This is a genomic window from Mumia sp. ZJ430 (genome assembly GCF_011751845.1).
GTDB lineage: Bacteria > Actinomycetota > Actinomycetes > Propionibacteriales > Nocardioidaceae > Mumia.
This window is the reverse complement of record NZ_JAAHFK010000001.1, coordinates 740973-758152: the sequence shown is the minus strand read 5'-3', so window position 1 is coordinate 758152 and position 17180 is coordinate 740973. Positions and strand designations below refer to the sequence as shown.

The window sequence follows — 17180 nt, the reverse complement described above, 5'->3', positions numbered from 1 at the left end:
CCTCAAACCCACAGCGCCGCCTTGACGGTACGGGCGAGGATCTTGGCGTCACCTCGCAGGCATCGCGTCCTCACGTACGCGGCGTACATCGCGGCCTTCCTCGGCAGGAGCACCTCGCGGTAGTACCGCTCCGGCTCGGGCTGGCGTCCGAGCAGCCCCTCCTCGTCCCGAAGCGCGATCGACGTGGGGTCGGTGAGGCCGGGCGGGATCGACAAGATCACCTCGCGCAAGCGGGCCGGCCACAGCGCGACATATCGCGGGACTTCGGGCCGAGGCCCCACGAGCGCCATCTCACCCCGGACCACGTTCACCAGCTGAGGAAGTTCGTCGAGCTTCCTTCTTCGCAGCAAGCGCCCCACGCGTGTGACCCTGACGTCCCCGGCAACGGTGACCTCTTGCCCGTGGTCTTCGTCGGAAGACTCAGGCTGCGTCATCGTGCGGAACTTCCAGATCTCGAACTCGCGTCCCCCGTGACCGACCCTCAGCTGGCGGAAGAGGGCCGGGCCGGGCGTGTCGAGCCGGACCACGATCCCTATCGCGACGAGCACCGGCGCCAGGAGAACCAGCGCGATCAAAGCCACGAAGGCTTCAGCGAGGCGCCTCACCTGACGACCTCGCGTACGGCGTCCGCGACTCGGTCGACCTCGTCGTACGTCATGGCGCTGAAGATCGGGACGCTGACGATCCGCGGGAAGACCGTGTCGGCGACGGGAAAGGCATCCGGCTCAGGCCTCAGCGAGGTGCGCCAGTACGTGAGCTGGTGCAGGGGGATGAAATGGACGCTGGACCCGATCCCGCGTTGCGCGAGGGCTTGGATGAGAGCGTCACGGTCAGTCTCCGAATCGGGGCGCAGCCGAAGAGTGAAGAGGTGCCAGGCATGGAGGTCGGCCCCCGCTGGTCGAGCCGGCAGCTCGATCGGCAGGTCGCGCCATGCCTCGAGGTACGTCGCTGCGATCTCCTCCCGGCGATCCCTCATCGCGTGCGCACGGGCGAGCTGGACGCATCCCATCGCCGCCGCAGGGTCCGGGAGGTTGTTCTTGAAGCCCGGCGCGACGACGTCGTACTCCCAGGCGGACGCCCGGCGATAGCGGTCGAACGCGTCCCGGTCGATCCCGTGGAGGCGCATCACCCGAGCGCGTGCAGCGATGGTGGGATCGCGTGTGGTGAGCATTCCGCCCTCGCCCGTCGTCACGGTCTTCGTGGCATAGAAGCTGAAGATCGCTGCGTCGGAGTGCGCCGCCGCGCCGACGATCTCGCCGGCACGAGTGCTCGGCAGCGCGTGAGCGGCGTCCTCGACGATGCGAACTCCCCGTGGCCGCGTGACGGCTGCGATACCCGCGGTGTCAGCCGCAAGGCCCCCGAAGTGGACGACAATGACAGCGCGTGTCCTCGGACCCAGCGCAGCGGCGACGGCAGACGGCGCGATGTTGAGAGTCACGGGGTCGACATCGACGAGGACGGGAGTCGCCCCGAGATAACGCACCACCTCCGCAGTCGCCGTGAACGTCCAGGTCGGCACGAGAACCTCGTCGCCGACACCGATGCCACACGCCTCCAACGCCAGGTGCAGCCCCGCCGTCGCTGAGCTCACGGCCACGGCTTCGACCCCGCCGCCGACGAAGCCCGCGAAGGTGTCCTCGAGCTCGGCGGCGGCAGGCCCGGTCGTCACCCACCCTCCGCGCAGCGCACGGACCACGGCGTCGATCTCCGCGTCGGTGATGTCGGGACGTGTGAAGGGGACGACGGCTGGTGTCGTCATGGCACGGCGTGTCACCCCGCCTCCTCGGCGAGCTCGACCGGGAGACGCTGCGTGAGGCGCTGCATGCCGCGGATCACCGCCGGCGGCGATGCACCGGGATCGAGTCCGGCCACGGCCGTGAAGGGCAACGGCGGGACGGGAACGTGCGAAACGGCTGGGTGCTCCGGCCGCACATCGACCTCTCCGTCGCCGAGCAGCTCCTCGTGCACCTTCTCGCCAGGTCTCAGGCCGATGAACTCGACACCGACCGTCGCGTGCGACAGCGCGATGAGCCTGCGCGCAAACGAGTGGATGTTCACCGGCTCCCCCATATCGAGAACGAGAACCTCAGCTCCGCGTCCGATCGCCGCCGCCTGGATCACGAGGCCGACCGCCTCCGCGATCGTCATGAAGTAGCGCGTCGCATCCGGGTGGGTGACCGTCAACGGCCGGCCTTCGGCGATTTGGCGCATGAAGGCCGTGGCGACTGATCCGCGGCTACCGAGCACGTTGCCGAAACGCACGCTGACGTAGGTGCCCGCGGAGTTGTGGTCGCACGCGGCTGTGAGTCCCTCGGCGACCCGTTTGGAGTAGCCCAGGACGCTGATCGGGTTGGCCGCCTTGTCCGTCGAGATGTTGATGAACCGGTCGACGTGCGCCGCCCGCGCCGCCTCCAGCACATTCTGCGTCCCCCAAACATTGGTCTTCACCGCCTCGCCAGGGAACCGCTCGAGGACAGGGAGGTGTTTGAGCGCCGCAGCATGGAAGACCACCTCCGGTCGGTGCGTCTCGAAGACCGAGCGGAGCGCTTCAGCGTCGCGGATGTCGGCCAGCACCACGTCGTCGGTCGCCATGGTGGCGCGGCCGTAGACATCCATCTGCGTCGTATGGAGTGCGGACTCGTCATGGTCGAGCATCACCAGGGTCTGAGGCCCAAGCCGACGGAGCTGGCGACAAAGCTCGCTCCCGATCGATCCGCCCGCCCCGGTAACGAGGACTCGGCGGCCTGTCAGGCAGTCGGAGATGCTCTTCAGGTCCGTCTGCACCTGCGCTCTGCCGAGCAGATCTGAGATGTCGAGGTCGCGCACGTCCTCGATCCCGACATTGGCCTCCAGGATCTCCGACACCTGCGGCAGCACCTTGACGTCGACATTGAGGGACTCTGCCGTGTCGGCGACCGCACGGACCAGCTCTCGCCTCGCCGAGGGGATGGCGACGATGATCGTCTCGACCCCGTGTTCCTGAACCGCCTCGGCGATCATGCTCCTCCCGCCGACGACGGGCACGCCTTCGATTCTCAGGTGTCGATTGAGCGGGTCGTCATCGATGAGTCCCACAGGGCGCCATCGCGCATGGGGATCGCGGTGGATCGCGCGGACGAGCTGACGGGCACCCTCCCCCGCGCCCACGACGAGGACGTGCGTCGCTTCCGGACCCACGAACCGCAGATCCCTTTCCTTCCAGCGCCGCCATACGACCCGGCCCCAGGCGATAAGAGCGACGGCAAGGACGGTTGCCCCGATCGGCACTGCGCGGGGCACCCACTGCGGGTCGATGACGACGTTGAGCGAGAAGCCGACGAGACCGGCGCTCACACCCACTCCTGTGACGAGGACGACCTCCTCAAGACTGCCGGTCACCGCACGGCCGCTGTGGAGACGGAACACGCTCCCGAAAGCAAGATAGGCGGCGCAGAGCAGAGCAGAAAGGCCGATGACGCCCGGCAGGTTCACCTTCGAGAGGTCACCGTCGAACCTGGCAACAGCCGCACCCAAGGTTGCGGCGAACCAGGCGAGACTGTCGTAGCCGACGAGCACTGACGAACGGTGCTGGCGCAGCCACTGGCGTGTGGCACCCACCGAAATCCTTCCCCCCGAGGCTTGCACCAGGGACGATAACGGGCAAATCGCCCTCCGGCACCTCGTCGGCTCACGGTTCGTGGCGCGTGGGCGCCGTTGACGCGACGTTGACACACGCAAGGAAGAGCGCAATCGCCCACAAATGCCCTGGAGCCTGGAGGTAGGGGTTCGTGGCATTGGCGACCAGGAATCCCACCATCGCACTCCCCGTCACGACGACGACCGGGAAGAGATCGGGGCGCCGCCGCAGGCCTTGGACGACCGCCCCGACCACGAGGCCGGCCGCCGCCAACAGCAGCACGAGACCGAGCAGGCCCACCTGGAAGATGAGCATGTGGTACTGGAGCTCGAAGTTCCAGGGCCTCTCCACGCTACGCAGGTAGTCCGGAAGCCGGGCTCCGAAGCCCTGGCCCCACCACGGGCTCTCCCCCCAGGCTTGCAGGAGCCGAGCGGCCTGCTCGCGTCGCACGCCGTTGCCGCTGACCGCGCCGTCCCCAAACAGAAAGTCGACGACGGCATCCCAAGAGCTCTGCGTGAGCGCCGACCGACTGCCCACCACAGCCACCACCGCGAGGACCGCCGAGCCGGCGATCAGCACTGACGAGCCGCGCCCACCGGTCGTCTCACGCCCCTCACGTCGCCGCCACACCATCACCGCTGCGCCGGCCATGACGACCGCAGCTGCGGCTGCCACGACGATGCCACGCCGCCCACTGTGCAGTGCGGCGAGCGTGCACAAGAGCGTCGCGACGAGACGAAGCCACACAGGCGGCAGGAGCGCGTGTCGAGGGACGAGGAGGCTCGCCATCCACATCGGCAGCGCGCCCACGAGGGTCGAGAGACCGTGATAGCGGAGTGCGTTGGCGTACGGATCGTAGATCAGCCCGCCCTCGGTCACGAGGGCATCGGGGATGAGGTCCGGAAGCGTGCCCCGCTCACCCTGCACGTACAGGATGAGCAGGGCAGACGTGACGGACGTGGCAACGGCGGCTGTCACGAGGAGCATCCTCAGTCCTCGCTCGGTCACCACGAACGTGTAGCTGGCGAAGAGCACGGGGGCGATCACCCAGACACTGAAACCGCTGATGAAGCCTGGGTTCGCGACCCCTATCAGCGAGCCGATCGCGCCGAGGACGAGGACGATGAGGAGAGCGCCGAGCAGGCGACGCGACATCGGGCGCCGCTTCGCGACGATCGTCACACCACAAGCGATCGCCCCCACCGCCAGCAACGGATAGAGGACGTTGCCCGCCGTCACCGGTCGCGCCAGCACGTAGGCGAAAGCGAGGGCGCCTGCCACCGGCAGCACGTTTGCGCGGAGTGGGCGGCGCGAAGCGCCGTCCCCGAGCTCGCGCACCTCCATGTCAGGGGCCGCCGCCGCTGCCCTGCCCGCGATGGTCACCGTCGCATGCTAAATCCGGGTGGCCTCTGCCGCACGAGCGCTTCTCGCGGAGTGCCCAGGTGCATCAGCGGTCAGGTTCGTCACCGTGCAGCAGGGCGAGGGCCCTCATACAGTGCTGCGCATGCCGAGTCTCGCCACCCGTCCCCTCCGTCTCGAGCTCGGTTGCGGCGCAGCCAAGCGTGACCCCCGCGCGGTGGGGATCGACACGCGACCGCTCCCGGCAGTCGATGTCGTCGGGGACGCGCTGGAGGTGCTCCGCACGATCCCGGACGCGAGCGTCGAGTCGGTCTACAGCGAGCATTTTCTGGAGCATGTCGACGATGCGCGCGAGGTCCTCAGCGAGATCTCGCGCGTGCTCGTCGACGGCGGCACGTGCGTGACGGTAGTGCCTCACTTCTCCAACCCTGCGTTCTACTCAGACCCGACGCACCGGCAATTCTTCGGCCTCTACACGTTCGGATACTGGGTCGAGCGCACCGCGCTGCGCCGCGGGGTCCCCCACTACGAGGCTCCGCTCCCGCTGGTGCTGACCTCCACCCGGTACGTCTTCAAGTCATCGCCGCCGTTCTACGCACGCCATGCCGTGAAGAAGGTGCTCTCCGCATGGGTCAACCTGTCGACGTGGACCCAGGAGCTGTACGAGGAGCACGTCTGCTGGATCCTCCCCTGCTACGAGATCGCCTACACGGTCAGGCGGGTCCCCCGCTGACGCGCCGATCGTCTGGCTCATCCTCGCGAGATGCTGAGCGTTTGCCCGCGCGGGCGGCCACGGCAAACCCGAGGTAGCCAGCCACGCTCGCGATCGCTGCCCCTGCCAGCCCGAGGGTGGGAATGAGCCAGAGGTCGAGGGCGACGACTGCTGCCGCCACCGCGAGGCACATCACGCTCGCGCGACCGAAGCGCCCCATCCCTGCCAGGTGGTTGAGGTCGACCCAGAAGGAGACGACCGCCAGCTCCCCGATCAGAAGGATCCGCAAAGGCAGCACCGCGTCGAGGAACTCCGGCCCGACCAGGAGCGTGATGATCTGCGGCGCGAACACGGCGATCACGATCAGGATGGGGGCGGTGACGACCAGGAGCACCAAGCGCGCGTGCTCGACGGCCACCGTCGATCCTCGGCGCGTCGCGACCCGGTGCAGGACGACCTCGCTCAAGATCCGGGGCGCGAAACGGAGCGCCTCGCTCACGGTCGAAGCGATGGAGTAGACACCTGCTGCTCCGGCACCCATCACGACCCCGACCACATACCTGTCCAGACGGAACACCACCGTCCGGGCACCCACGATGCCGAGGGCAGGAATCCCGAGGCGCACCAGAGTCCGCCACGAGGACAGCGCGAAGGCGGGTGCCCGCAGGAGCCCGCGCGCCGCACCGTACGCGCCGAGGACCACGAGCTCGAGCAACGCACCCAGTCCGAACGCGATCAGATAGACATCCACCGCTCCGCTGTCACGGAGGGCAAAACCGCACACGAGCACAAACGTCAGCACCACGCCGCCGGCAGATGCGCACGCTGTCACGAGAAGGTGACCGTACGCACTCAGAAGTCCTCGGAGCATCGCCGCGCTGTGGAACACCGCGGCGAACGCCGAGGAGAGCAAGACGAGGTCGCGCGAGAACTGGACGTCACCCCACTTCCCTGTGGCGACCAGGACGGCGGCCACCACGACGGTCTCGACCACCACGAGGATGAGCGAGGCACCCAGGTACGCCCCTGCGGTCACGCCGGTCTCAGCACGTACCAGCGCGAATCGTGCCGCCGTGTCCAGCCCGAGGGTCAGGACGACCGAGCTGATCGTCACGACGGTCAGCGCGAGGACGAGCTGCCCGCGCCCGGTCGGGCCGAGTGACCGTGCTGTGACGATCGCCGTCACCGCCCCCAGGCCCACCGCAAGCACGGTGGGAAGGGTCAGTCGGGCAGACGCCCTCAGGAGCTCGCTGCCGGGACGGCTCATCGATCATTGCCTGCTCGTCGCCGGTCTCGCCTCCGGGTGGCAGATGCGCTGAACTCCCCCACCATGGTTCCCGTGAGCATCGAGTCGCCAGGGTTGATCACCGTGGCAGCGTACGGCCGGGGCGCCGCGAGCGCCCGAGTCCGACTCCACGACTGGGTCGATCACCTGCAGATCCCGGCGGTCTCGTGGGAGTACGCCGGCACCAGGGACGCGGCACCGCGCACGCTGGGTCGCCGGCTCCCCGCAGCGGTGCGCGCGGAGGTCCGCTTGCGGCGCGACGCCTGCCGGGTCGACAACTCCACCGTCCTCCTGAGCAGGGCGGCCTCCCCGTTCAGCAACGGAGGGCTGGAGTCGCGGCTGCTGAGCACGGCACGCCGGGGCGTGTACGACTTCGACGACTCGCTCGCCCACTATCCCGACTCTGCCCTCAGGAGGGCATGGTCGCGCCGTCGCGTCTGGCAGCGCAGTCTCGCGAGCGCCGACCAGGTCATCGCGGGGAACGCGACGCTCGCGGAAGAGGCGCGAGCCGCCGCCCCGGCTGGCACGCCGGTGACGGTCGTCCCGAGCTGTATCGAGCCGAGCTCCTACCGGCCGAAGTCCTCGTACGAGGGACGCGAGACGCCTCGTGTGGTGTGGCTCGGCTCTCCTGCGACAGAAGCCTTCCTCGTCGCAGTCGCCCGCTCCCTCCGCGCGTGTCTCGACCGTGTCGGCGGAAGAATCACCGTGATCAGTGCGGGAGAGGGCCCGCTCGGTGCCCTCGCTCCCGTCGCCGACAGGGTCACGTGGAGCGCTGATGCGCTCTCGCTGCTCGCCGACGCGGACGTCGGCATCATGCCGCTGCCCGACACCCCTTTCACCCGCGGAAAGTGCGCCTACAAGCTGTTGCAGTACGGCGCGACCGCGCTACCGGTCGTCGCGAGCCCGGTGGGTGTCAACCGGGACGTCGTCACAGGCTGCGGAGGCTGGGCTCCAGCAACCGACACGGAGTGGGACGACGCGCTCACCGAGGTCCTCACGGCGCCGGAGTACCTCCGCGCTTCTGCGGGACGTGCCGCACTCGCACACGTCCAGGAGAACTACAGCTTCGCCAGCTGGGAGCCGACCTGGCGCAAGCTCGTGCTCGGATGACGCCGGGCCCCCGGCTCATGGCTCGAGCTCGCGGTACGCCTCGAGCAGGCGTGCGTGGACGTTCTCGAGACGTCGTCCTTGTGCGACGGAGCTTCGGGCTGCCGTCGACATCCGCGCGTACTCGGCAGCAGGCAGGTCACGCATCCGCTGCAGGGCAACCCGTAGGCCTGCCGGGTCGCGCGCTCGCACCACGTAGCCGTTGACGCCGTCGTCGACCAGCTCACGGCATCCCCGCACGTCCGTGACGACAGTCGGCCGCCCGGCCGCGAGGGCCTCGATGACACTCTGCGGAACCCCTTCGCGGTAGCTCGGGAGACACAGCACGTCGGCGTCGGCGACCACCTGGCGCAGCGTGGGCTGATCCACACGACCATGGACGACGACCGTACCCGGCGCGGCCGTCGCGGCGATGGCCGCGGGGTCGACAGGGCGCGGGTCAGTAGGTTCGGCAGCACCGACAAGGTGCAGCCGAACCCCCTCCAGTCCTCGGACCGCTTCCACCAGGTCGAGCACGCCCTTCTCCTCAACCATCCGGCCGACGTAGACGATTTCGAGCGGCCCTGTCGATCGGGGGGCGGGCACCATGTCGAACCATGCGTCCTCGACGCCGTTGCCGAGGTAGCGCAGCCGGCTGTTGTAGCGGCGCCCACGCGACTCGTCGAGGTCCTCGGTGCTCTGGAAGAGCATGAGGTCCGTGCGCCGTGCCAGCACCCGCTCTGCCTGTTGGATGGCGCGGGCGCGGCCCCGTGGCGGCCAGACATGGCCGTACCCGTGAACGGTATAGACCATCTGCATCCCGACCGGCCAGCACGAACGGGGCACCCACCGTACGGTCAGCGCGACAGCGGGCGAGTGGAGGTGGAGGTAGGTCGGCCTCCACTCGCGCGCGGCGCGTACGAGCTCCACGAGCGTGGCGGCCACGCGGTGCGGCAAGGGCCGGCGAGGGAACGGAATATCGATCGGTTCGAAGGGTGCGAGCCGTGCCCAGTTGACGTCGGATGACCGCCCGCAAGCCACACGCACGTCGTACCCGTGTTCCTGCTGGAACCCGAACTGGGGCTGCAGCCGGGCGATCGCATCACCGGGGGCGACGTGAAGGACTCGTCCTCGGACGGCTGTGCTGCCCTGCGACATCTCGACCCACCCCTCATCCGTTCGGCAACCCCGGTGCGGCCGACGTGACGGGAGACTAGTCGTCACCGCCCACCTCGGCAGGTCGCACGCATCGCTCGCCGTCATTGGCGACCTGTCCTAGTGTGAGGAGGCACTGACGAGCCAAGGGGGGCATGTTGGGGGTCCACGAGCTACTGCAGGTGCTGCGCAGGCGATGGCGGGTCATCACGGCGTGCGTCGTCGTCGCGCTCGCGATCGCCGGGGTGTTCCTAGTCAGGGCGACGCCGGAGTACACCTCAACGACGAGACTGTTCGTCTCGACTCCGCAGGCCGACAGCACCGACGCCTATCAAGGTGGACTGTTCTCCCAGCAACGCGTTGCCTCGTACGCGACGTTGATCACCGGGCAGGCTGTCGCCGAGCGGGTGGCCGACCGCCTCGACCTCGACGCCACGCCGAGCGAGCTCGCAGAGCAGATCAGCGCCTCGGTAGTCCCCGAGACGGTGATCCTCGAGGTGAGCGCTACTGACCCGGAACCTGAGCAGGCGCAGCGGATCGCAGAGGCGACCGCGGCAGAATTCAGCACCTATGTACGAGAGCTGGAGCGTGCGGGACGCAACGGACGCGCGCCGATCACCGCGACGGTCGTGGACGAGGCCACGCTTCCCGAGACCCCCAGCACGCCGAACATCGAGCGGACCGTGGGGCTCGCGCTCCTCCTCGGCCTGCTCGTCGGGGTCGGGGCAGCGCTGCTCCGCGAGAACCTCGACACGTCGGTGCGCACGAGCGACGACCTCGGGGAGGTGACCGACGCTCCCGTCCTCGGCTCCATCCCGTACGACTCCGCAGCGTCGAAGAGCCCGCTCGTCACCCAGATCGGTCTGCTCGCTCCGCGGACGGAGGCCTTCCGCGTCCTGCGGACCAACCTCCAGTTCGTCGACGTCGACGCGTCCAACAAGGTCATCGTGGTGACGAGCTCGATCCCCGACGAGGGCAAGTCGACGACGGCGACGAACCTCGCGCTGACCCTCGCGATCGCCCAGCACCGCGTCGTCCTCGTCGAGGGTGACCTCCGGCGACCGCGGCTCACCGACTACCTCGGGCTCCGCTCGAGCATCGGCCTCACGTCGGTGATGATCGGTCGGAGCAGCCTCGGCGACGCGCTCCAGCCGACGAGCAACAAGTTCCTCGATGTCCTCACGAGCGGGCCGATCCCGCCCAACCCTGCCGAGCTTCTCCAGAGTCAGGCGATGGCGGAGACCTTGCGCACGCTGCGGGAGTCGTACGACGTGGTCCTGATCGACGCCCCTCCGCTGCTGCCGATCACCGACGCCGCTCTGCTGGCCTCGCAGGCCGACGGCGCCATCCTCGTGGTGCGGTCGAAGAAGACGACCCGGGACCAGGTGCGACGCGCGGTCGACCGGTTGCAGGGCGTGGGTGCGCGGTTGCTCGGGACGGTGCTCACCATGACGCCGGTGCGGTCCCAGGAGGGAAGCTGGTCCGGCTACGGCTACGGCTACGGCCACACCGACCCGCCGACCGAGGCGCACCCCCACGACGACGAGGCCGTGCGGCATCGCGCCTGAGGTTAGGGGCGACCGAGTCCGCGGTAGGTCCAGCCGGCGTCGCGCCACGTCTCAGGGTCAAGCACGTTTCGTCCGTCGACGACGACCGGGTTGCGGACCTGCTTCGCAAGGTCCGCCGGATCGAGTGTGACGTACTCGCGCCACTCGGTGAGCAGCAGCACGAGGTCGGCACCCTCGACGGCCTCGTCGACGGTGGCGACGTAGGTGAGGTCGGGGTGCAGCCGGCGGGCGTTCTCGACCGCATGCGGGTCGGTGACGCGCACCTCCGCACCGTGGACGTGCAGCCGTTCGGCCACGTCCAGGGCGGGCGAGTCGCGCACGTCGTCGCTGTTCGGTTTGAACGCCGCACCCAGCACCGCGATCCGGCGGCCGGTGACGGTGCCGTCGAGGACCTGGCGCGCGATCTCGACCACGCGGTCACGGCGTCGCAGGTTGATGGTGTCGACCTCGCGCAGGAACGTCAGCGCCTGGTCGGCACCCAGCTCGCCGGCGCGTGCCATGAAGGCGCGGATGTCCTTGGGCAGGCAACCGCCGCCGAAGCCGATCCCGGCGTTGAGGAACTTGCGTCCGATGCGGTCGTCGTGACCGATCGCGTCGGCCAGCGCAGTGACGTCGGCGCCGGCGACCTCGCACAGCTCGGCCATGGCGTTGATGAACGAGATCTTGGTGGCGAGGAAGGAGTTGGCGGCGACCTTGACCAGCTCGGCGGTCGGGTAGTCGGTGACGACCAGCGGCACGTCCTCGGCCAGCGGTGCAGCGTACACCTCGTCGAGGATCGCCCTGGCGCGCTCGCCGGCCGGGCCCTCGGGCACGCCGTACACGATCCGGTCGGGGTGCAGCGTGTCCTGGACCGCGTAGCCCTCACGCAGGAACTCGGGGTTCCACACCAGCGTCGCCTCCGGCTGGACCTCGGCGATCCGTGCTGCCAGCCGCGCCGCCGTACCGACCGGCACCGTCGACTTGCCGACCACCACATCACCCGGGGCGAGGTGCGGGAGCAGGGCCTCGATGGCGCTCTCGACCTGGCTGAGATCGGCGGCGTTCTCACCGGCGCGCTGCGGCGTCCCGACGCAGACGAAGTGGACGGCGCTGCCGGCGACCGCTGCCGCGTCCGTGGTGTAGCGCAGCCGCCCGGTGTCACCCTGCTCGCTCAACAGCTCCTGGAGGCCAGGCTCGAAGAACGGTGCGCGCCCGGCCGAGAGCTCGTCGACAATGCGGGTGTCGATGTCGACTCCCGTGACGTCGTGTCCCATGCGGGAGAGGCACGACGAGGTGACGGCACCCAGGTATGAGCAGCCGATGACCGAGATACGCATGCGGGCGACGATAGCAACCAGGCTCAGAGCGCCGGACGCACGTGCAGGCCGACCTCAGGATCGACCAACGCCTCCTGCGTGGCGGCGACGCCGTCAGCGACCACGGTCGCCTCGACGGGCACGTTGCGCTTGACGACGGCGAGGGCGATCGGACCGAGCTCGTGGTGGCGGGCGGTCGAGCCGACGAACCCGACACGGCGCCCGTCGAGCACGACGTCGGACCCGTGGAGCGGCAGGTGCTCGGCCGAACCGTCGAGGTGCAGCAGCACGGCGCGGCGCGGCGGGCGTCCGAGGTTGTGGATGCGCGCGACCGTCTCCTGGCCGCGGTAGCAGCCCTTCGCGAGGTGGACGGCCTGCATGAGCTCCGGGGTCCCGGTCGAGGCGTCGTACTGCCAGCCGTACTCGTTGGGGATCGACTTGTCGTCGGTGTCGAGCCCGAGCCTCGGCACGCCGGCGGCGATCCGCAGCGCCTCCCAGGCCCAGGTGCCGACGGCCGCGCCGTAGGTGTCTGGGGCGGCCGCGAGCTCCGTACGAGGCACCACGGCAAAGCCGAGCCCGGACAGCCCGAGCACCGCGTACGCGTCGGTCGCGAGCGTCACCTCGACGCGCATCATGAAGCGCATCGAGTCGAGGTACGAGGCGAGCGTGGCGCCCTGGCCGGGCTCGGTGTGCGCCACGAACGTCTCACCGTCGTCGACGCCGTGGAACGCGTGCTCCACCCGACCCTGCGGCGACAGCACCAGGGCCTGCGTCGGCGCCCCCGGGGCCAACCCCTCGAACGCCTGAGTGGTCAGCGAGTGCAGCCAGCCCAACCGGTCGGGTCCGGTGATGGTCACGACGTCGCGGTGGGAGAGGTCGACGAAGGCCTTGTCTGCCTCGAGCGCACGCTGCTCGGTGCTGATCGCGCCGTAGTGCGCGGCCACACCACGGTCGATGCCCTCCCCCTCGACGGCGCCGGGTAGGTCGAGGAGCGGGCTGCGGTAGGTCGGTGCATCGAGATCAGACACGCTTGAGCTGCCCCCAAAGGTGCGACTGCATGGGTTGCCCCTGTGCAGCCATGTCGTAGGCGTACATGAGGTCGCCGTCCACCAGCCCGTACATGCGCTGGCCGGCCGTGTACTCCTTGGCGGTCGGCGTCCGTACGACCGCGTCGGTCTGCAACGTGAGGCGCGGGCCGTCGAGCTCGCCGAAGTAGATCTCCACGAACCCGGTCGGGTGCGTCAGCAGGAGCTCGACCGGCCCCTTGGCCTTGTCGATCGGTCCGCCGGGGCGCAGGAAGCCCGTCTCGAGGGCGCCAGGGCGAATACGCTCACCGGACTCGTCGGTGAGCCATGTCTGGCTGAAGTAGTGGAGGAACGGACGCCCGTCGTGCGCGAAGGCGATGTCCTGCTCGAAGGAGAACGGCTCGATCGTCGGGTAGTCGCCGCGTCCGTTGCCGTGCCACTGGCCCAGCAACCACGCGAGTCCGAGGATGTCGGGGTGAAGGTCCTCGGGGATCTCGAAGGGCATGCGCTCAGTCTACGGGCGGGTCCGAGGGTTGACGCCCGTGCCGTACGCGCCAGAATGTTGCGGTGCGTGCCGTCGTCCAACGAGTCAGCTCCGCCTCGGTACGTGTCGACGGCGAGGTCGTCGGCGCCTTCGACGGCCCGGGACTGGTGGTCCTGGTCGGCATCACGCACACCGACAGCGCCGACGACGCCGCTGCTCTGGCCACCAAGATCTGGAACCTGCGGATCCTCCGCGACGAACGCTCCGCCGCAGATGTCGATGCACCGCTGCTCGTCATCAGCCAGTTCACCTTGTACGCCGACGTCCGCAAGGGACGGCGCCCGTCGTGGGGTGACGCGGCTCCCGGGCCGGTCTCCGAACCCCTGTACGAGGAGTTCTGCAGGGTCCTTCGGGAACTCGGAGCGACTGTCGAACGTGGAAGGTTCGGGGCCGACATGGCGGTCGACCTCGTCAACGACGGACCGGTGACGTTGGTCCTCGACAGCAGTGAACTGACAAGGAGAGACACTGTTCGCCTGGGATGATCGCCGGTCTTGAGGCAGAATAAGGGGATTGCAGCCCCGGCCAGACGTCCTGGGCTGCCGTCATGCCGGGTGGCATGTACTGAACAGGGAGTTGGATGAGCGACTACGACGGCGCCGGCAAACGACGCGCTGAGAAGCCGCGCGGCTGGGTGCGCCGCCACTGGGTGGCGGCCACGATCGCGACTCTGCTCTCCGTCTTCCTGGTCGCCTCCGGCGCGTACGCCCTCGGCATGATGAACAGCCTCGGCGACATCGACAAGGTTGCCGGCGACAAGACCATCAAAGAAGAGAACCGCCCTGATCCCGCTCCCGGCGAGGCGCTCAACATCCTCGTGCTCGGCGCGGACGCCGAGGCCGACGGCAACAACAACAAGTCCTCCATCAAGGCCGACCTCGGCGACGACGGCCGCTGGAAGGACGGGCGGATCCACCGCAGCGACACGATCATGGTCGCCCACGTCTCCGCCGACCGCAGCCGCGTCTCCGTCATCTCGATCCCCCGCGACTCTTACGTGACGATCTACGACGAGGAGGGCGAGCCGCGGGGCGAGGACAAGATCAACGCCGCCTTCGCCAACTACGGACCCTCGGGCGCGATCTCGACCGTCGAGCACTTCACCAACCTGCGGCTCGACCACATGGTGATCATGGACTGGGACGGCTTCCGCGACATGACGGAGGCCGTCGGCGGGGTCCGCGTCTACATCCCCGAGACGTTCTACGACTCCTCCCAGAAGGTCAGCTGGGAGAAGGGCTGGCACAGACTCAAGGGCAAGAAGGCCCTTCAGTACGTCCGCACCCGCTACGGACTCACTGACGGCGACTTCGGCCGGATCAAGCGCCAGCAGAACTTCATCCGGCTCGTCCTCAAGAAGATGATGAGCAAGGAAAACATCAGCAACCCGATCTCGCTCCAGAAGACGGTCTCGTCGGTCGCGAAGCACCTGACCATCGATGAGAACTTCAGCGTCTCGACGATCACCGACCTCGCCTGGAACCTCAAGGGCATCAATGTCGACGAGGTCGACTTCATGACGGTCCCGCTGGGCACCCCGTCGACGCGCAACCTCGACAGCGGCATGAACGTCGTCAACCTCGACCTGGAGAAGGGCGAGGAGCTGTGGAGGATGGTCCGCAACGACAGGGTCAAGAGATACCTCCGCCTCAACCCGGACGCGGCGAAGCTCGGCTCCGAGACCGAAGTCAACTGACCGTACGCCGAAGCCCCCGCCCCGGAGATCCGGGGCGGGGGCTTCGTGGTCTCGACAGGCTCGACCAGCGGCAGGTCAGACGGTCTCGAGCGTCACCTCGACGTCGACCGCGCTTCCCCGCTGGGCCTGGACCAGCCGGTCGACCGGCTGGACCCGCGGCGCGAGCGTGCGCAGCGTCCACTGCCCGGGAGCCGCGAAGAACCGGAACTGTCCGGTCGCCGACGTCGGCACCTCGGCGGTGAACTCACCGGTCGCGTCGAGGAGGCGTACGTAGGCGTTGCCCACGGGCTCGCCCGCCTTCGTCACGATGCCCTGGATGACGGACTCCTTGTCGAGGTCGACCCCGTCCAGGCTCGGGCCGCCACGCGTCGCGCCGCACATGCTCAGGCCTCGCCGGGCTCGTCGCCGAGCGCGACCGGCACGCCGATGAGCGAACCGTACTCAGTCCAGGAGCCGTCGTAGTTCTTGACGTTCGGGATCTCGAGGAGCTCCTGCAGCACGAACCACGTGTGCGAGGAGCGCTCACCGATGCGGCAGTACGCGATGGTGTCCTTGCTGCGGTCGAGGCCGGCCTCGGCGTACAGCGCCTCGAGCTCTTCGTTGCTCCTGAAGGTGCCGTCGTCGTTGGCCGCCTTGCTCCACGGGACGTTGCCGGCCGTGGGGATGTGGCCGCCGCGCTGCGCCTGCTCCTGCGGGAGGTGCGCCGGCGCCAGCAGGCGCCCGGCGAACTCGTCGGGGCTGCGGACGTCGATGAGGTTCTGGACGCCGATGGCGGCCACGACCTCGTCGCGGAACGCGCGGATCGACGTGTCCTGCTCCTGCGCGGTGTAGGACGTCGTCGCGCGGGTCGGGATCTCCTCGACGAGCTCACGGCTGTCGAGCTCCCACTTCTTGCGGCCGCCGTCGAGCAGCTTGACGTCCTGGTGGCCGTACAGCTTGAAGTACCAGTAGGCGTAGGCGGCGAACCAGTTGTTGTTGCCGCCGTAGAGCACGACGGTGTCGTCGTTGCTCACGCCACGCTCGGACAGGAGCGCCTCGAACTGCGCCTTGTTGACGAAGTCGCGGCGGACCGGATCCTGCAGGTCGTTCTTCCAGTCGAGCTTGATCGCACCGGCGATGTGGCCCTTGTCATAGGCGGTGGTGTCCTCGTCGACCTCGATGAGCACGATGCCGTCGTCGGCGAGGTGCTCCTCGACCCAGTCGGCGGTGACGAGCGCAGATTCGCGGCTCATGGTGTTACCTCCACGGTTGTTGTCAGGCTGAAATGTGACAGTGATGGGTTTGTGGTGTGAGTCGGTGAGTCAGGCCCGGTGCGGTGCGACGCGACGGACCAGCAGGTACATCTCGCAGCCGAGGCAGAAGCCGGTGACGGCGTTGAGCAGGGCCGCCGCGAGCGCGAAGCCGACGGCGACCGCAGCGACCGCGGTCAGGCCGGCGAGCGACGCCACGAGGCCGACGAGCGCGAAGACCCCGCCGACCGCCTGGGCGAACCGCGGCGGACGTGCATCCTCGGTCTCGGCCGGCGCCCCGATCCGGGGGCGGACGACACGAGCGAACAGCTGCGCGTACGGGGTGCGTGCCGGGCCGCCGAGGACACCGACGGCGAAGACCGCGAACTGCAGACCGATCAGGACCGTCGCGAACGGCGAACCGATCGCGACGAGCGCGACACCGAGGACGACCGCCGTGATCGTGGCGGCGAAGCGCTGGCCACGCGGATCGACGCGACCGACGGGACGGTCATCGTTGGGACGCACGACAGGCTGGGAGGTTGCAGACATCAGGGACTCCAGGCGCAGAACGTGTGCCGCATCGAGGCGGCGGGCTTTGTCGCCGTGA

The 17180-nt window shown here is 68.8% G+C and carries 17 protein-coding genes; 5 read left to right on the top strand and 12 right to left on the bottom strand.

The annotated features are described in order from the left end of the window. Positions 1-2: 2 nt before the first annotated feature. From HCT63_RS03660 to HCT63_RS20350, 4 genes are read right to left on the bottom strand one after another with little or no spacing between them, the layout of a single operon-like run. Positions 3-605 carry a sugar transferase gene (locus tag HCT63_RS03660; RefSeq protein ID WP_167001422.1) on the bottom strand — a complete coding sequence of 201 codons (603 nt, stop codon included), beginning with the start codon at positions 603-605 and terminating at the stop codon, positions 3-5. After that, complete coding sequence (locus tag HCT63_RS03655; RefSeq protein WP_243842868.1) at positions 602-1774, bottom strand: DegT/DnrJ/EryC1/StrS family aminotransferase; 1173 nt, start codon at positions 1772-1774, stop codon at positions 602-604. The genes HCT63_RS03660 and HCT63_RS03655 overlap by 4 nt, the downstream gene beginning before the upstream one ends. Next, positions 1771-3774, bottom strand: coding sequence for a nucleoside-diphosphate sugar epimerase/dehydratase (locus tag HCT63_RS03650; protein ID WP_243842916.1), 2004 nt, complete (start codon positions 3772-3774; stop codon positions 1771-1773). Before HCT63_RS03650 ends, HCT63_RS03655 begins: the two co-directional genes overlap by 4 nt. Then, a complete protein-coding gene (locus HCT63_RS20350) occupies positions 3668-4999 on the bottom strand; it encodes a hypothetical protein (RefSeq protein ID WP_167249114.1) in 1332 nt (443 codons plus the stop codon). Before HCT63_RS20350 ends, HCT63_RS03650 begins: the two co-directional genes overlap by 107 nt. A gap of 121 nt (positions 5000-5120) precedes the next feature. On the opposite strand from HCT63_RS20350, the gene HCT63_RS03645 reads away from it, so the two are divergent. Continuing rightward, on the top strand, positions 5121-5708 hold the full coding sequence (locus HCT63_RS03645) for a class I SAM-dependent methyltransferase (protein ID WP_167001420.1): 588 nt from the start codon (positions 5121-5123) through the stop codon (positions 5706-5708). Here the strand turns inward: HCT63_RS03645 and HCT63_RS03640 are convergent. Further along, positions 5689-6954: an oligosaccharide flippase family protein gene (locus HCT63_RS03640; protein ID WP_167001419.1), complete on the bottom strand. Its 1266-nt coding sequence runs from the start codon at positions 6952-6954 to the stop codon at positions 5689-5691. The genes HCT63_RS03645 and HCT63_RS03640 overlap by 20 nt on opposite strands. Positions 6955-7026: 72 nt before the next feature. On the opposite strand from HCT63_RS03640, the gene HCT63_RS03635 reads away from it, so the two are divergent. Next, positions 7027-8082, top strand: coding sequence for a glycosyltransferase (locus tag HCT63_RS03635; RefSeq protein WP_167001418.1), 1056 nt, complete (start codon positions 7027-7029; stop codon positions 8080-8082). 15 nt (positions 8083-8097) lie between these two features. Here the strand turns inward: HCT63_RS03635 and HCT63_RS03630 are convergent, their stop codons facing one another. Beyond that, the gene (locus HCT63_RS03630) at positions 8098-9216 is read right to left on the bottom strand and encodes a glycosyltransferase (RefSeq protein ID WP_167001417.1); all 1119 of its coding nucleotides are present in this window, start codon (positions 9214-9216) and stop codon (positions 8098-8100) included. Positions 9217-9368: 152 nt separating this feature from the next. Between HCT63_RS03630 and HCT63_RS03625 the strand changes: the two genes are divergently transcribed. Continuing rightward, positions 9369-10781, top strand: coding sequence for a polysaccharide biosynthesis tyrosine autokinase (locus tag HCT63_RS03625; RefSeq protein ID WP_243842867.1), 1413 nt, complete (start codon positions 9369-9371; stop codon positions 10779-10781). A gap of 2 nt (positions 10782-10783) precedes the next feature. On the opposite strand, the gene HCT63_RS03620 is transcribed toward HCT63_RS03625, so the two are convergent. From HCT63_RS03620 to HCT63_RS03610, 3 genes are read right to left on the bottom strand one after another with little or no spacing between them, the layout of a single operon-like run. Next, a complete protein-coding gene (locus HCT63_RS03620) occupies positions 10784-12097 on the bottom strand; it encodes a UDP-glucose/GDP-mannose dehydrogenase family protein (protein ID WP_167001416.1) in 1314 nt (437 codons plus the stop codon). A 23-nt stretch (positions 12098-12120) separates the two neighbouring features. Continuing rightward, positions 12121-13104, bottom strand: coding sequence for a folate-binding protein YgfZ (locus tag HCT63_RS03615; RefSeq protein ID WP_167001415.1), 984 nt, complete (start codon positions 13102-13104; stop codon positions 12121-12123). Beyond that, positions 13097-13606 carry an FABP family protein gene (locus tag HCT63_RS03610; RefSeq protein WP_167001414.1) on the bottom strand — a complete coding sequence of 170 codons (510 nt, stop codon included), beginning with the start codon at positions 13604-13606 and terminating at the stop codon, positions 13097-13099. Before HCT63_RS03610 ends, HCT63_RS03615 begins: the two co-directional genes overlap by 8 nt. Before the next feature lie 62 nt (positions 13607-13668). Here HCT63_RS03610 and dtd point away from each other — a divergent pair, with 62 nt between their 5' ends. Together dtd and HCT63_RS03600 are read left to right on the top strand one after the other, a co-directional pair. Next, entirely contained in the window at positions 13669-14130 is a 462-nt protein-coding gene (gene dtd / locus HCT63_RS03605; RefSeq protein WP_167001413.1) for a D-aminoacyl-tRNA deacylase, read from the top strand. 95 nt (positions 14131-14225) lie between these two features. Further along, positions 14226-15341 carry an LCP family protein gene (locus HCT63_RS03600; protein WP_167001412.1) on the top strand — a complete coding sequence of 372 codons (1116 nt, stop codon included), beginning with the start codon at positions 14226-14228 and terminating at the stop codon, positions 15339-15341. Positions 15342-15416: 75 nt separating this feature from the next. Here the strand turns inward: HCT63_RS03600 and HCT63_RS03595 are convergent, their stop codons facing one another. The 3 genes from HCT63_RS03595 to HCT63_RS03585 all read right to left on the bottom strand — a co-directional run bounded on the left by HCT63_RS03595 (position 15417) and on the right by HCT63_RS03585 (position 17122). Next, positions 15417-15722 carry a DUF1416 domain-containing protein gene (locus tag HCT63_RS03595; protein ID WP_167001411.1) on the bottom strand — a complete coding sequence of 102 codons (306 nt, stop codon included), beginning with the start codon at positions 15720-15722 and terminating at the stop codon, positions 15417-15419. Between the two features lie 2 nt (positions 15723-15724). Then, positions 15725-16573: a sulfurtransferase gene (locus tag HCT63_RS03590; RefSeq protein ID WP_167001410.1), complete on the bottom strand. Its 849-nt coding sequence runs from the start codon at positions 16571-16573 to the stop codon at positions 15725-15727. Positions 16574-16642: 69 nt separating this feature from the next. Next, positions 16643-17122: a DUF4395 domain-containing protein gene (locus HCT63_RS03585; protein WP_167001409.1), complete on the bottom strand. Its 480-nt coding sequence runs from the start codon at positions 17120-17122 to the stop codon at positions 16643-16645. Between the last annotated feature and the right edge of the window lie 58 nt (positions 17123-17180).

Bases quoted from the DNA above. Each gene is read 5' to 3' on its own strand.
- HCT63_RS03650 (WP_243842916.1), bottom strand. From the start codon at position 3,774: ATGCCACGAACCCCTACCTCCAGGCTCCAGGGCATTTGTGGGCGATTG.
- HCT63_RS03645 (WP_167001420.1), top strand. From the start codon at position 5,121: ATGCCGAGTCTCGCCACCCGTCCCCTCCGTCTCGAGCTCGGTTGCGGC.
- HCT63_RS03640 (WP_167001419.1), bottom strand. From the start codon at position 6,954: ATGAGCCGTCCCGGCAGCGAGCTCCTGAGGGCGTCTGCCCGACTGACC.
- HCT63_RS03630 (WP_167001417.1), bottom strand. From the start codon at position 9,216: ATGTCGCAGGGCAGCACAGCCGTCCGAGGACGAGTCCTTCACGTCGCC.
- HCT63_RS03625 (WP_243842867.1), top strand. From the start codon at position 9,369: ATGTTGGGGGTCCACGAGCTACTGCAGGTGCTGCGCAGGCGATGGCGG.
- HCT63_RS03620 (WP_167001416.1), bottom strand. From the start codon at position 12,097: ATGCGTATCTCGGTCATCGGCTGCTCATACCTGGGTGCCGTCACCTCG.
- HCT63_RS03610 (WP_167001414.1), bottom strand. From the start codon at position 13,606: ATGCCCTTCGAGATCCCCGAGGACCTTCACCCCGACATCCTCGGACTC.
- HCT63_RS03600 (WP_167001412.1), top strand. From the start codon at position 14,226: ATGAGCGACTACGACGGCGCCGGCAAACGACGCGCTGAGAAGCCGCGC.
- HCT63_RS03595 (WP_167001411.1), bottom strand. From the start codon at position 15,722: ATGTGCGGCGCGACGCGTGGCGGCCCGAGCCTGGACGGGGTCGACCTC.
- HCT63_RS03590 (WP_167001410.1), bottom strand. From the start codon at position 16,573: ATGAGCCGCGAATCTGCGCTCGTCACCGCCGACTGGGTCGAGGAGCAC.
- HCT63_RS03585 (WP_167001409.1), bottom strand. From the start codon at position 17,122: ATGTCTGCAACCTCCCAGCCTGTCGTGCGTCCCAACGATGACCGTCCC.